Raw genomic sequence first — 13,671 nt, 5'->3', positions numbered from 1 at the left:
ATTGCCTGCTCGAGGCGTCCCTGAGCGATAACCCCCTCCTGGGCCAGGGCTCGCAGAGCGAGCGCGACGATCGCTACTCAGACATGGAAAGTTGCGCAAGTGGCCGAGCGCGCACGGGTGTCGCGCGCCACGGCGTATCGCTAATGGATCGAGGCATTGATCAGCTGCGGGCGATATCGAGCCACACCTGGCCGTCGGGATACTGGTAACGCTCCAGGGTTTCAGCGGTCATTTCGATGCTGTAGCCCGCACGCTTGGGTGGCATGTAGCGGCCGCGGCGGATCACCACCGGGTCGAGGAAGTGCTCGTGCAAGTGGTCGACGTATTCCAGGACCCGGTTGTGCAGCGAAGCCGAAACGGCGATGTAGTCGAACAGGGCGATGTTCTGCACGTACTCGCACAAACCGACTCCACCGCCATGGGGGCAGACCGGCACGTCGAACTTGGCGGCCATCAGCAGCACGATCAGCACCTCGTTGAGGCCACCCAGGCGCGCCGCGTCCAGCTGGCAGAAGTCCAGTGCGCCGGCCTGGAACATCTGCTTGAACATCACCCGGTTGTGGCAATGCTCACCGCTGGCGACACCGATCGGGGCGATGCGCCGACGGATGCTGGCATGGCCGAGGATGTCGTCGGGGCTGGTCGGTTCTTCGATCCACAGCGGTTCGAATGCGGCCAGGCGGCGCATGTTGGCGACCGACTGATCGACGTCCCAGACCTGATTGGCGTCCATCATCAGGCTGCGTTCCCAGCCGATTTCTTCGCGCAGGATCGTGGCGCGGCGGATGTCGTCTTCCAGGTTGGCGCCGATTTTCTGCTTGATGTGGGTCCAGCCATCCTCGACCGCTTGGCGGGCCAGCTGACGCATTTTTTCTTCGCTGTAGCCGAGCCAGCCCGGCGCGGTGGTGTAGCCGGGGTAGCCTTCGCGCAGCATTTGCGCCTCACGTTGCGCCTTGCCCGGCACCTGGCGGCGCAGCAGGGCGATGGCTTCCTCGGGGGTGAGTACGTCGGTGACGTAACTGAAGTCCAGGCAGCGCACCAGTTGCTCCGGTGTCATGTCGGCCAACAACTTCCAGACGGGCTTGTCTTCGTGTTTGGCCCACAGGTCCCAGATGGCGTTGACGATGGCCGCGGTGGCCAGGTGGATCACGCCTTTTTCCGGGCCCAGCCAGCGCAGTTGGCTGTCGCCCACGGTGATGCTGTGCCAGAAGGCGCCCATGTCGGCAACGATCTCTTCCAGGGTCAGGCCGACCACCATCGGAGCCAGGGATTGCACGGCCGCGACACAGATCTCGTTGCCGCGGCCGATGGTGAACGTCAGGCCGTGGCCTTCAAGGCCGGCCGGGGCGTCGGTGTGCAGCACGACGTAGGACGCGGAATAGTCCGGTGCGCTGTTCATCGCATCGGAGCCGTCCAGCGACAGGGAAGTGGGGAAGCGGATATCGCGAACGCTCAGCTGGGTGATTCGAATGCTCATGGTGGGCTCTTGTGCTCGATGACCAGTTGGAGACTCGACTGTAGGTCGGCGAGCGATACATGCATAATCACCGTTTCCTAAGTAGCGATACCGAATTCGATATGTCGCCAAACCCTGAAGCCATCCCGACTCCGCCGCCTAACCTGGGCGCCTTGAAAATTTCCAGCCGGCAGATCACCTTGCTCAACGCCCTGGGTGAGTTCGGCAACCTGCGCCGGGCGGCCACGGCGATGCACACCACGCAACCGGCGGCCAGCCTGCTGTTGCAGCAACTGGAAGAGCGCCTCGGCGTGCGCCTGTTCGAACGCTTGCCCCGTGGCATGCAGCCGACCCTGTATGGCGAGGTGATGATTCGCTACGCCCAGGGCGCGTTGCACGAGTTCGAGCAAGCCCAGGCGCAGATCGCTGAGTTGCAGCGCGGCGCTCTGGGACGGGTGCGCGTCGGCAGCGTGATGGGGCCGGTGCCCCGGCTGCTGACCAAGGCGGTGCTGGCGTACAAGCGTGATCACCCCAGGGTGCGGATTTCCATTGAGGTGGGGACCAGCGATACCTTGCTGCCGGCCTTGCTGCGCGGCGATTTCGATGTGGTGCTGGGGCGCTTGCCGGACCAGAGCGACAGTCAGGACCTGGACATCGAGCTGTTCGACAACGGCGAGCAGATGCGCGTGATCGCCCGGGCAGGGCACCCGTTGGCGGGGGCCTCGCCCTTGCAGCTGGCCGACCTGATCACACTGACCTGGATCCTGCACCCCATCGGCAGCCCCATGCGCCGCCGGGTGGAAGCGGCCCTGCAGGCCGGCGGCATGGTGCAGTCGCTGGACATCGTCGAAACCGCTTCGATCCTGGCGACCACCGCGATGCTCGAGGCGTCGGACATGATCGCGGTGGTGCCCAATGACGTGGCCGAGCATTATGCGTGTTATGGCATGGTCGCGATCCTGCCGGTCGAGCTGCCGATCTCCATGGTCAACATCGGCCTGCTGACCCTGCGTTCCCGGCCAAGATCGGTGGCATTGAATACGCTGCTCGAATATTTCAGGGAGCCATAACAGACAAACCCTGTAGGAGCGAGGCTTGCCCGCGAACCAGACGACGCGACCCCCTTGACTCAACGCATTCCATCTTCAAAGAGGCGCTGCCCCCGATGCCATCGGACATTACCCATTCCAGCTTCTGCAACTGGGTGCGCTTCAAGCACCTGGTGCTGATCGACACCCTGGCGCGCACGCGCAACATGCACGCCACCGCCATCCGGATGAACCTCAGCCAGCCCGCCTTGAGCAAGATGTTGCGTGACCTGGAGGAGCAGTTCGGCTTTGCCCTGTTCCAGCGCCTGCCCCGCAGCATGCCGCCCACGGAACTGGGCGAGCACGTGGTGCGCTATGCCCAGGGTGCGCTGGCCGATTCACACAAGTTCGTCGACCAGGTCAACCGGCTGCGCAAAGGCGGTCACGGATTTCTCAAGGTCGGCGGGATTTTTGCGGCAACCTCGGTGGTGCTGCCCCAAGCCATCGCCGCGATCAAGGCGCGCAGCCCGTTGCTGTCGATCGAAGTGGTGGAGCAGTCCAGCGATCACCTGCTGGCCATGCTCGAGCAAAACAAACTCGACCTGATGATCGGCCGCTTCACCGAAGAGCGCTACAGCCAGGTCTTCGACTTCCAGCCCTTGGAGCCTGAGCCCTTCAGCCTGGTGGTTAACAGCAGTCATCCGCTCAATCAGCTGGACTGCACACCGCTTGAAGCGCTCGGCCAGTGGCCATGGGTGCTGTACCCGGTCGGGACGCCCATTCGCGATCGCCTGGAGCTGGCGTTCAAGGCTGCGGGCATCGCATCGCCGGCAGACAGCGTCAATACCATCTCCATGCCGATGTTCCTGCAGCTGCTGCAATCGGGTCCCATGATCGCCATGTTGCCCCGGTCCATGGTGGCGGCGCAGCTGGACAGCGGCCAGCTCAGAGAGCTGCAGACCCCGCTGCGCCTGGCGCCGCTGGAGTACGGCATCATCACCCGTAAGGACGAGCCACTCACCGGTTCGGCCGGGGAGTTCGTCGACATCCTGCTGGATTTCGCTCGCCGGCGACGGGAGGAGGGGGCCGCGACCGATTGATTACAGTCGTGCAATAAAGCGATTTGATAACGTCAGGTTATCGATTGATCGGATCATCTCATTGGGAATGTCGAGGCTGGCTCCCTACAGTTATCGCAGATTCGCCCGGCACAGATCGGGCGAGCGCATAACAAGAAGTCAGCCGTACTGCCCTGAGAGGTCCCATGCAACTGATTGCCAGAACCCGGACCGGCGACCCAGCCGTGATCCGCCTCAATCCCCTGGACAACGTACTGATTGCACGGCAGGCGCTGCCTGAAGGCCTGAGCCTGGAAGCCGAAGCGATCACCGTGCGCCAGCCGATTCCTTCAGGGCACAAAGTCGCCAGCCAGCGCGTGGAGCAGGGTCAGCCCCTGCGCCGTTACGGGCAAATCATCGGTTTTGCTTCGCAACCCATTGAAGCCGGCGACCACGTGCATGTACACAATGTGGAGATGGGCGACTTTGCCCGTGACTACGCCTTCGGCGTCGATGCCCATACCATGCCCGGCACTGAAGCCGTGTTCCAGGGCATCGTGCGTGCCGATGGCCGCGTCGCGACCCGCAACTATGTCGGCATTCTCACTTCGGTGAACTGCTCGGCGACCGTGGCCCGGGCCGTGGCCGATCACTTTCGCCGGGACATCCACCCCGAAGCGCTCGCCGCCTTCCCGAACATCGACGGCGTCGTCGCGTTGACCCACGGCGCCGGCTGCGCGGTGGACCCCAATGGCGAGGCGCTGGGGCTGTTGCGCCGCACGCTCGGTGGCTACGCCGTACACCCTAACTTTGCCGCGGTGCTGATCATCGGCCTGGGCTGCGAAACCAACCAGATCGAAAGCCTGCTCGAGACTCAGGGGCTCAAGGCCAGCGACCAGTTGCGCGCCTTCACCATCCAAGGGATCGGCGGCACCTCGAAAACCATCGCCAGTGGCATCGAGCAGGTCAAGGCCTTGCTGCCCCAGGCCAACCAGGTGCAGCGCGAGCCGGTCAGCGCTCGCCACCTGATCGTCGGCCTGCAATGCGGCGGCTCGGACGGTTACTCGGGCATCACCGCCAACCCGGCGCTCGGCAATGCCGTTGACCGTCTGGTGGCGGCCGGTGGCACCGCGATCCTCTCGGAAACCCCGGAGATCTATGGCGCCGAGCATTTGCTGACGCGTCGTGCCGTGAGCCGCGAGGTGGGGGAAAAACTCATCGCGCGCATCCACTGGTGGGAAGACTACTGCCGGCGCATGAGCGCCGAACTGAACAACAATCCCTCGGCCGGCAACAAGGCCGGTGGCCTGACCACCATCCTCGAGAAATCCCTGGGTGCGGTGGCCAAGGCCGGCTCCAGCAACCTGGTGGATGTGTACCAGTACGCCGAAGCGGTCCGGGCCAAGGGCCTGGTGTTCATGGACACCCCGGGCTACGACCCGGTCTCGGCCACCGGGCAAGTCGCCGGCGGCGCCAACCTGATTGCCTTCACCACCGGCCGGGGCTCGGCGTACGGCTGCGCGCCCGCACCCTCGATCAAGCTGGCGACCAACAACCGGGTGTTCGAGCACCAGGAAGAAGACATGGACGTGAACTGCGGCGGCATCGCCGACGGTTCCACCAGCATTGAAGAGCGCGGCGCCTACATCTTCGAACAGATGCTGCGCATCGCTTCCGGCGAGCGCAGCAAGAGCGAACAACACGGTTATGGGCAGAACGAGTTCGTGCCCTGGCAGATCGGTGCCGTGACCTGATTGACAGCCCTGCAACCTTCACAAGGCGAAAAAGCACATGCAAGTTTCCGGATTCAATTTTATCGCGGGCCAGCGCAGCGCCCTGGGCGACACCCTGGTCTACAGCGTCGACGCCCACACCGGCGAACGCCTGCCAGGCGCATTCCATCAGGCCACCCTGGCGGAAGTCGATACGGCGGTGGCGGCGGCCAGCGCGGCATTCCCGCTGTTTCGTAACCTGTCGGCAGTACGCCGGGCGGAATTTCTCGAAGCCATCGCCGACGAGCTCGACGGCCTGGGCGAGGACTTCATCGCCTTGACCTGCCGTGAAACGGCGCTGCCGAGCGCGCGCATCCAGGGTGAACGCGGTCGTACCAGCGGCCAGATGCGCCTGTTTGCCCAGGTACTGCGCCGTGGCGATTTCTACGGTGCACGCATCGACCAGGCGCTACCGGCACGGACCCCGATGCCGCGCCCTGACATGCGCCAGTACCGTATCGGTGTCGGCCCGGTGGCGGTGTTCGGTGCCAGCAATTTTCCCCTGGCGTTTTCCACGGCCGGTGGTGATACCGCCGCCGCCCTGGCGGCCGGTTGTCCGGTGGTGTTCAAGGCCCACAGCGGCCACATGGCCACGGCCGAGCGGGTGGCCGAAGCGTTGATCCGCGCCGCCGAGCGCACCGGCATGCCGGTCGGGGTGTTCAACATGATCTTCGGTGCCGGCGTCGGCGAGGCGCTGGTCAAGCACCCGGGCATCCAGGCGGTGGGCTTTACCGGCTCGCTCAAGGGCGGTCGTGCCTTGTGCGACATGGCGGCCGCACGGCCGCAACCGATCCCGGTGTTTGCCGAGATGTCGAGCATCAATCCAGTGGTGGTCTTGCCCCAGGCCCTGGCCAACCGTGGCGCGCAGATGGCCAAGGAACTGACCGCCTCGGTGGTGCAGGGCTGTGGTCAGTTCTGCACCAATCCTGGCCTGGTGCTGGGCATTCGCTCGCCGGCGTTCAGTGCCTTCATCGAGCACCTGACCGGGCACATGGCCGAGCAGGCACCGCAGACCATGCTCAATGCCGGCACCTTGAACAGCTACGGCAACGGCCTGCAGGCGTTGCTGGCCCACCCGGGAATCAAACACTTGAGCGGCCTGGCGCAAGCGGGCAACCAGGCACAGCCACAGCTGTTCGAGGCCGATGTCAGCCTGCTGCTGAACCATGATGAGCTGCTGCAGGAAGAGGTCTTCGGCCCTTGCACCGTGATCGTCCAGGTGGCGGACGCGGCTGAATTGCTGCGCGCCGTCGGCGCCTTGCATGGCCAGCTCACGGCTACATTGCTGGCCGACGACGATGACCTGAGCGCCTCGGGTCATCTGTTCAGCGCGCTGGAAGTGAAGGTCGGTCGAGTGCTGCTCAACGGCTACCCGACCGGTGTCGAGGTCTGCGATGCGATGGTCCACGGCGGCCCGTACCCGGCGACTTCCGATGCTCGCGGCACCTCGGTCGGCACCCTGGCGATCGATCGTTTCCTGCGCCCGGTGTGCTACCAGAACGTACCCGATGCGTTGCTGCCCGATGCCTTGAAGAACGCCAACCCACTGGGCCTGCAGCGCCTGGTCGATGGCAAATACAGCACAGCGGCCTTGAATTGAATACGGAGCAGCAAGCATGACTGAAGGCAAACGCTACGACGCACAAACGCTCACCACGTTCGTCGAGCAACTGTTCGAAAAAGCCGGGGCCGATGCCGAGGTCGCCCAGGTGGTGACCCGGGTGCTGCTCGAAGGTGAACTACTGGGCCATCGCACCCACGGCCTCAACCTGGTCAGCCGCTATATCGGCGGCATGCTCTCGGGGCAGGTCAAGGCCAGTGCCGGGTTGCTGGAGCAGGTCTCGGACAGCGGTATTTCCGCGCTGTTCGATGGCCACTATGTGCTCGGCCCTTATTGTGTCAGCCGCGCCCTGGACTGCGCCGCCAAGGGCGCCATGGAGCAGGGCATAGGCATCGCCGTAGTGCGCCGTGCCTCGCACATCGGTTGCCTGGCCGCCTACCTGAAGCCTTTCACTGACCGTGGCCTGGTGGCCATGGTGTATTCCTCGGACCCGTCGGCAGGCCTGGTGTGCGCCCATGGCGGGATCGACCCGATCTACACGCCCAACCCGATTGCCGCCGGCATCCCGACCCGCGGCGAGCCGATCCTGCTGGATGTGAGCATGTCCACCGTGACCCTGGGCCTGGTCGGCCAGTGCCGCGATGCCGGCAGCCCGCTGCCGCACCCGGTGCTGATGAGCAACCAGGGCCAGCTGAGCGACGATCCGGCCGACTTCTTCACCACGCCGCCGGGCAGCATCCTGCCCCTGGGCGGTCAGGCCTTCGGCCACAAGGGTTTTGCCCTGGCGATTCTGGTCGAGGCCCTGACCTCGGGCTTGGCCGGCCATGGGCGCAAGGACGCTCCGGACCAGTGGGGCGCCTCGGCCACGGCCGTGGTGATTGATCCGCGTTTCTTCGGCGGGCTGGAAGCCTTCACCGACGAAACGTCGTTCCTGAGCAAGCTGATCCTGGCCAGCCGTCCGGTAGAGCCCGAGCGCCCGGTGCGCTTGCCGGGCCAGGCCGGCCTGAAGCTGCGTGAGCAAGCTCTGCGCGAAGGTGTGAGCCTGGCGCAGAAGGTGATCGATGACCTCAACCAGAGCGCCACGCAGTTGCAGCTTCCAGCTCTTTCCTGACGCCCCTACACAACGACAACAAGAGTGCAGACATGACCAACGAATCGACAACACAGGCACCGCTGCCGTTGAGCCACAACGCCGCTGTCTTCAATACCGGCAGCTGGGTCGGACGCGTCTGGTTGCCTGGCCAGGGGCCGGCCGTGGTGCTGGTCAAGGCCGGCGCCGTACACGATATCAGCGTCCATGTGGCGACCGTCTCGGCCTTGCTTGAAGTGGCTGACCCGGTGGCGTATCTACGAGCATTACCCTTGAGCCAGGCCTTGATCGAGTTGCCCGCGTTGCTCGACAACAGCGACCCGGGCCGGCGCGACGAAAACCTGCCGTGGCTGCTGGCGCCGATCGACCTGCAAGCGGTCAAGGCCGCTGGCGTGACCTTCGCCGCCAGCCTGTTGGAGCGTGTGGTCGAAGAGCAGGCCAAGGGCGACCCGGCCAAGGCCGACGCAATCCGCGACACCCTGGCCAGCCGCATCGGCGCCGACCTGTCGCAAATCGTTCCGGGCTCGGCCCAGGCCGAAGCCTTGCGCAAGGTGCTGGTGGAGCAGGGCCTGTGGTCGCAGTATCTGGAAGTGGGCATCGGCCCGGACGCCGAGATCTTCACCAAGGCCCAGCCGCTGTCGGCGGTCGGCCACGGTGCCGATATCGGCATTCACCCCAAGTCGAGCTGGAACAACCCGGAACCGGAAGTGGTGCTGGCGGTGTCGAGCAACGGTAGCATTCAGGGCGCGATGCTTGGCAACGACGTCAACCTGCGCGACTTCGAAGGGCGCAGCGCCTTGCTGCTGAGCAAGGCCAAGGACAACAACGCCTCCACTTCGGTGGGACCATTGCTGCGCCTGTTCGACGAGACCTTCAGCCTGGATGACGTGCGTAACGCCGAAGTGGATTTGCGCGTCAAAGGCCAGGACGGGTTTATCATGGAAGGCCGCAGTTCCATGCGCCAGATCAGCCGCGACCCGCTCGACCTGGTCCAGCAGACCCTCAATGAAAACCATCAATATCCCGACGGCCTGGTGCTGTTTCTCGGTACCCTGTTCGCCCCCAAGCAGGACCGCGACCAGCCGGGCAACGGTTTCACCCACAAACCGGGTGACCTGGTGGCGATCAGCAATGCGCAACTGGGTACCTTGTGCAACCGCGTGACCACCAGCGACCAGGCGCCGCGATGGGACTTCGGCCTGCGCTCGCTGATCGGCAGCCTGAGCCGGCGCGGCCTGCTCGAAGCCGCCGTGACAGCGCGCCAACCCTGATGCCAGAAACTGTAGGAGCGAGCTCGCTCGCGAAAAACCCGAGGGCGCCGCGGGGCATGTGATTGTACGCGTTATCGTTCACGACCTTCGCGAGCAAGCTCGCTGCTACAAGGAGCTGTGTAGGAGCGAGCTCGCTCGCGAAAAACCCGAGGGCGCCGCTGGGCATCTGGTTTGACGCGTTATCGTTCACGACCTTCGTGAGCAAGCTCGCTCCTACAGGGAGCTACCCATGGATGAGAATCGCACCGGATGACGGATCGGCCCGGTATTGAAACCGTTGCAAAAAACAATAATAAAGGCCATCAGATGAAACCACTGAAGAAGTATCAAAGCATCACCGTCGTCTTCCTGCTGTTGATCGGCATCGTCAACTACCTGGACCGTAGTGCGCTGTCGATCGCCAATACCTCGATCCAGAAGGACATGATGATCAGCCCCTCGCAGATGGGCATTCTGTTGTCGGCCTTCTCCATCGCCTACGCCTTTGCGCAGTTGCCGATGGGCATGATCATCGACCGGCTGGGCAGCAAGATCGCCCTGGGCGCTTCGTTGCTGGCCTGGTCGGTGGCTCAGGCGACGTTCGGCATGGTCAACAGCTTCGCCGGCTTCATGGGCCTGCGCGTGCTGCTGGGGATTGGCGAGGCACCGATGTTCCCTTCGGCGGCCAAGGCCCTGTCCGAATGGTTCGATGCCAACGAGCGCGGTACACCGACCGGGATCGTCTGGTCCTCGACCTGCCTGGGCCCATGCCTGGCGCCACCCTTGCTGACGCTGTTCATGGTCAACTTCGGCTGGCGCGGGATGTTCATCATCACCGGCGCGATCGGCATCGTCCTGGCCGTGTGCTGGCTGGCCTTCTACAAGAGCAAGGCGCAATACCTGGCCGAGCTCGCGGCTGAGGGCAAACCGCTGCCGACCGAGAACAAGCCACAAGTGCAGGCGGCCGACCCGCAGGCACCGAAGGTCTCCTACTTTGCCGGCTGGCTCGACCTGTTCAAGCATCGCAGCACCTGGGGCGCGGTCCTGGGCTTCATGGGCGTGATCTACATGCTGTGGCTGCACCTGACCTGGCTGCCGGGCTACTTCGAGCGCGAACACGGCATGAACCTGTACAAGACCGCGTGGCTGGTGTCGCTGGCCTATGGCTTCGGCGCAGTGGGCACCATCGTCGCCGGGCGCTTCTGCGACAGGCTGGTGCGCCGTGGCATGAGCATCCTGGCCAGCCGCAAGTTCGGCGTGATCACCGGCCTGGTGCTGGCCGCACTGTTCACCGTACCGTTGTCGTTTGTCACCGGCCTGACCGGTTGCATCATCCTGCTGTGCCTGGCGCTGTTCAGCATCAACATGGCCAGTGCCACGGCCTGGATGATCGTCAACACCATCGTCGACAGCCGCCGGGTGGCCTCGTTCGGTTCGATCCAGAACTTCGGCGGCTACATCGCCGGTTCCGTCGCACCGATCGTCACCGGCTTCAGCATCCAGTACTCGGGTTCGTTCAATACCGCGTTCATGATCAGCGCGGTGGTGGCCCTGTGTTCGGCCCTGGCGTATTACCTGCTGCTCAACGCGCCGATCAGCGAGGCCGAGCCTGCACCTGAACACATCGTTGGTGTGACCGAGTAAGGGCCTGCGTCATCGGCGGCAGTCGGCACTTGCCCAGGCGGTGCCGACGGTCGCGGTGTTGCAACGGACTTTTGGATATCGACGCCTTCGGGATTGCGCACACCTGCATAGACCTTGCTGACTTCGGTGTATCAGGCCCGAACTATGCGTCAGACTTTTTGTTTGCCTGCTCGATGGCGGTAGTCATATGCGGTATGGCGTAGGCCTTGTACCAATGATTCATTCCCGCAATAGCTTTGCGAGCGGGTGCCGTCTCGGCTGCCCCGATCAACTCCGCGCAAGCCTGCGCCATCGAGACAAGAATGCGGGCTGCTTCAGGAACATAGGGCAGGTCATTCCCGGCTGCATGACGCTCACGAATGATCTGGTAGCGAATGTTCTCCGGGAGTGTCCAGGCGCTGATTAAAAACTCATGAACGGAACAATCGACGCCGTTGATGTCCACGGTCGCGGAGCGATACGCCTCAGTGAAGCCGGCCGTTTCGATCTGCTCGCAGCTGTCGATGACAGTGTTCATCATTTCTCGGATTTGTTGCCAATCAGTTTTCATGCGAACTCCTTTTCAATGGTTTTTTGAATCAAGGGCGGACTGCACCGCATCCGGTATTCAAGCCTGACTCTCAGAGGCACTCTAGGCTTGAAGCGGACAGTTACTGCCGCCTCTCTCAGGCAAGCGCGGCCTCGACAAATGCCTCCAGCGCCTTGTGCTCCAGGATCTCGATTGAGAAGTGCCCGAAGCGCTTGGGCAACCAGATGATGCGTGTCCCGGATGGGGATTGCAGGTTTCTCGCAAATACCTGGCCCAAACATACTGCAAATTCCGGGGGCGATCAGGATTCGCAGATCAGCTCTCAGGGGAAATGATCGGGTCTTGACCGGGTTCAGCAGCCAGTTTCAGTCGGTCGGCTTTACTGATGTATTTGGACTTGCTGGGCGGCGCCAGTTTGGCACTGGCCTTTTTGGCGTGAGCCTTTAACAACTGCTTTATTTTTTTACGACGATTCATGGTGTTCTACTCAGCTTGTTAATCCATGAATGATATCAGCTTGAATATTGAGCCAGACGGTCGCTGATGAAACTCTTGCGCGGAGTCGAGTGCAACCTTCGCGCGGATGATCAACCTGCTTCCATCAGAGACGGTACGCGTTGGTGCATGTCGAAATCAGACTCGCAGGTGGCGCGCTCAGGCTATTTGCGTTGAAGACAGGACGCGTAAGGTGGCGTGTCATTTCCGGTCAGTGCGCAGTCGCGATGACTGATGGGGAATGCTCAGAAGCGCTGAGGACCGCCGCTTTCGATAAGGGGCAACAGGAAGAAATGATGATCGCCTGACCCTCAGTCAGCACGCTCTAACGTCGATCACCAGAGAACAAAAAAAACAATGAATAGCCTGAACTCCAAAGATTCGAACGGTCAGTTGGCACAGGGTTTCAAGCCGCGGCACGTCACAATGCTGTCTATCGCGGGGATAATTGGCGCGGGTTTGTTCGTCGGTTCGGGACATGCCATCGCTGCCGCCGGTCCGGCGGTACTGCTGGCTTATCTGTTCTCCGGTCTGTTGGTCGTTTTGGTCATGCGCATGCTGGGGGAAATGGCGGTTGCCAACCCGGATACCGGATCCTTTTCCACCTACGCCGACCAGGCTATCGGGCGTTGGGCCGGCTTCACCATCGGCTGGCTCTATTGGTGGTTCTGGGTGCTGGTGATACCGATCGAGGCACTCGCGGCCGGGCATGTATTGAACCAATGGTTCCCACAGATCGATACCTGGTTGTTTGCCTTGCTGTCGATCATTCTGTTGGTCGTGACCAACCTGTTCAGCGTGTCCAAATACGGCGAGTTCGAATTCTGGTTTGCGATGGCCAAGGTCGTGGCGATCATCGGCTTTATCGGCCTTGGTTTTGCGGTGTTGATGGGTTGGATACCCGAGCGCGAAGCCAGCGGGTTGAGTCGCCTCATGGAGGAACATGGCGGGTTTGCGCCTAACGGCTTGTCAGCGGTCGTAGGCGCATTCATCACCATCATGTTCAGCTTCATCGGCACAGAAGCGGTGACCATTGCCGCCGCCGAATCCAGCAACCCTGCGCAGAACATCGCCAAAGCCACACGCTCGGTCATCTGGCGCATCGGCGTGTTCTACTTGCTGTCCATTTTCGTGGTCATTTCCGTGGTGCCCTGGAATGATCCGTTGCTGGCGACCGTGGGTTCTTACCAGCGGGCACTGGAGCTGATGAACATTCCCCATGCCAAGTTACTGGTTGATGTGGTGGTGTTGATTGCCGTGGCCAGTTGCATGAACTCCTCGATCTATATTTCCTCGCGCATGCTGTTCTCGCTGGGCAAGCGCGGTGATGCACCGAAGCCGCTGAAGGTGACGTCGTCGGCGGGCGTGCCGCGGGCGGCGGTCATCGCCAGCACCGTACTGGGTGCCGGTGTGACCTTGTTCAGCTATTTCATGCCCGCCGGACTGTTCCAGTTTCTGCTCGCCAGCTCCGGTGCCATCGCCTTGCTGGTGTACCTGGTTATCGCAGTGTCGCAATTGCGCATGCGCAGGATCCTGCTTCGACAGAATGTCACGCTGACCTTCAAGATGTGGTTATTTCCCTGGCTCACCTGGCTGGTCATCGCGTTCATCTGCGCAGCATTGTCGGTGATGATGGTGACGCCCGAGCACCGTATGGAAGTTTCTTCGACCATCGGCCTGGCGCTAATGATTTCCTTTATCGGCCTTGTGACCACGCGTCACCATGGGCAGCCGCAGGGGGCGGTGTCGGCGGAAAGTGCATAGCAGGCCTATTCAGCGTAAACCTGC

At 62.7% G+C, this 13,671-nt stretch carries 11 protein-coding genes and 1 pseudogene; 8 read left to right on the top strand and 4 right to left on the bottom strand.

Annotated features, from left to right (window positions below; genetic code table 11):
• Positions 1-160 precede the first annotated feature (160 nt).
• Positions 161-1,477, bottom strand: coding sequence for an L-fuconate dehydratase (locus ACA041_RS19680; RefSeq protein WP_497436141.1), 1,317 nt, complete (start codon positions 1,475-1,477; stop codon positions 161-163).
• 59 nt (positions 1,478-1,536) lie between these two features.
• Here ACA041_RS19680 and ACA041_RS19675 point away from each other — a divergent pair, with 59 nt between their 5' ends.
• The 7 genes from ACA041_RS19675 (at position 1,537) to ACA041_RS19645 (ending at position 10,859) form a co-directional block, all read left to right on the top strand.
• A complete protein-coding gene (locus ACA041_RS19675; RefSeq protein ID WP_497436136.1) occupies positions 1,537-2,526 on the top strand; it encodes a LysR family transcriptional regulator in 990 nt (329 codons plus the stop codon).
• A 95-nt stretch (positions 2,527-2,621) separates the two neighbouring features.
• The gene (locus ACA041_RS19670) at positions 2,622-3,584 is read left to right on the top strand and encodes a LysR family transcriptional regulator (protein ID WP_497436131.1); all 963 of its coding nucleotides are present in this window, start codon (positions 2,622-2,624) and stop codon (positions 3,582-3,584) included.
• A gap of 164 nt (positions 3,585-3,748) precedes the next feature.
• On the top strand, positions 3,749-5,296 hold the full coding sequence (locus ACA041_RS19665) for a UxaA family hydrolase (protein ID WP_497436126.1): 1,548 nt from the start codon (positions 3,749-3,751) through the stop codon (positions 5,294-5,296).
• A gap of 37 nt (positions 5,297-5,333) precedes the next feature.
• Positions 5,334-6,914, top strand: coding sequence for an aldehyde dehydrogenase (NADP(+)) (locus ACA041_RS19660; RefSeq protein ID WP_497436121.1), 1,581 nt, complete (start codon positions 5,334-5,336; stop codon positions 6,912-6,914).
• Positions 6,915-6,930: 16 nt separating this feature from the next.
• Positions 6,931-7,986: an Ldh family oxidoreductase gene (locus ACA041_RS19655; RefSeq protein ID WP_497436117.1), complete on the top strand. Its 1,056-nt coding sequence runs from the start codon at positions 6,931-6,933 to the stop codon at positions 7,984-7,986.
• A 32-nt stretch (positions 7,987-8,018) separates the two neighbouring features.
• A complete protein-coding gene (locus ACA041_RS19650; protein ID WP_497436113.1) occupies positions 8,019-9,236 on the top strand; it encodes a fumarylacetoacetate hydrolase family protein in 1,218 nt (405 codons plus the stop codon).
• Between the two features lie 306 nt (positions 9,237-9,542).
• Complete coding sequence (locus tag ACA041_RS19645) at positions 9,543-10,859, top strand: MFS transporter (protein WP_497436108.1); 1,317 nt, start codon at positions 9,543-9,545, stop codon at positions 10,857-10,859.
• Positions 10,860-11,001: 142 nt separating this feature from the next.
• On the opposite strand, the gene ACA041_RS19640 is transcribed toward ACA041_RS19645, so the two are convergent.
• The 3 genes and pseudogenes from ACA041_RS19640 to ACA041_RS19630 all read right to left on the bottom strand — a co-directional run bounded on the left by ACA041_RS19640 (position 11,002) and on the right by ACA041_RS19630 (position 11,865).
• Entirely contained in the window at positions 11,002-11,409 is a 408-nt protein-coding gene (locus tag ACA041_RS19640; RefSeq protein WP_497436105.1) for a hypothetical protein, read from the bottom strand.
• Positions 11,410-11,524: 115 nt separating this feature from the next.
• Positions 11,525-11,662: pseudogene (locus ACA041_RS19635) on the bottom strand (VOC family protein); the annotation flags it as partial.
• 41 nt (positions 11,663-11,703) lie between these two features.
• A complete protein-coding gene (locus ACA041_RS19630) occupies positions 11,704-11,865 on the bottom strand; it encodes a DUF2986 domain-containing protein (protein WP_497436103.1) in 162 nt (53 codons plus the stop codon).
• Between the two features lie 375 nt (positions 11,866-12,240).
• On the opposite strand from ACA041_RS19630, the gene gabP reads away from it, so the two are divergent.
• The gene (gene gabP, locus ACA041_RS19625) at positions 12,241-13,647 is read left to right on the top strand and encodes a GABA permease (protein WP_497436100.1); all 1,407 of its coding nucleotides are present in this window, start codon (positions 12,241-12,243) and stop codon (positions 13,645-13,647) included.
• Positions 13,648-13,671 lie beyond the last annotated feature (24 nt).

The sequence above is a fragment of the Pseudomonas sp. LBUM1676 genome, from assembly GCF_059695605.1.
The sequence above is the reverse complement of the archived record's forward strand: the minus strand, read 5'-3'. Positions and strand labels throughout refer to the sequence as shown.

What these genes read in the sequence shown, in the direction of transcription:
- ACA041_RS19680 (WP_497436141.1), bottom strand. Translation starts at nt 1,477, where the DNA reads ATGAGCATTCGAATCACCCAGCTGAGCGTTCGCGATATCCGCTTCCCC.
- ACA041_RS19675 (WP_497436136.1), top strand. Translation starts at nt 1,537, where the DNA reads ATGCATAATCACCGTTTCCTAAGTAGCGATACCGAATTCGATATGTCG.
- ACA041_RS19670 (WP_497436131.1), top strand. Translation starts at nt 2,622, where the DNA reads ATGCCATCGGACATTACCCATTCCAGCTTCTGCAACTGGGTGCGCTTC.
- ACA041_RS19665 (WP_497436126.1), top strand. Translation starts at nt 3,749, where the DNA reads ATGCAACTGATTGCCAGAACCCGGACCGGCGACCCAGCCGTGATCCGC.
- ACA041_RS19660 (WP_497436121.1), top strand. Translation starts at nt 5,334, where the DNA reads ATGCAAGTTTCCGGATTCAATTTTATCGCGGGCCAGCGCAGCGCCCTG.
- ACA041_RS19655 (WP_497436117.1), top strand. Translation starts at nt 6,931, where the DNA reads ATGACTGAAGGCAAACGCTACGACGCACAAACGCTCACCACGTTCGTC.
- ACA041_RS19650 (WP_497436113.1), top strand. Translation starts at nt 8,019, where the DNA reads ATGACCAACGAATCGACAACACAGGCACCGCTGCCGTTGAGCCACAAC.
- ACA041_RS19645 (WP_497436108.1), top strand. Translation starts at nt 9,543, where the DNA reads ATGAAACCACTGAAGAAGTATCAAAGCATCACCGTCGTCTTCCTGCTG.
- ACA041_RS19640 (WP_497436105.1), bottom strand. Translation starts at nt 11,409, where the DNA reads ATGAAAACTGATTGGCAACAAATCCGAGAAATGATGAACACTGTCATC.
- ACA041_RS19630 (WP_497436103.1), bottom strand. Translation starts at nt 11,865, where the DNA reads ATGAATCGTCGTAAAAAAATAAAGCAGTTGTTAAAGGCTCACGCCAAA.
- gabP (WP_497436100.1), top strand. Translation starts at nt 12,241, where the DNA reads ATGAATAGCCTGAACTCCAAAGATTCGAACGGTCAGTTGGCACAGGGT.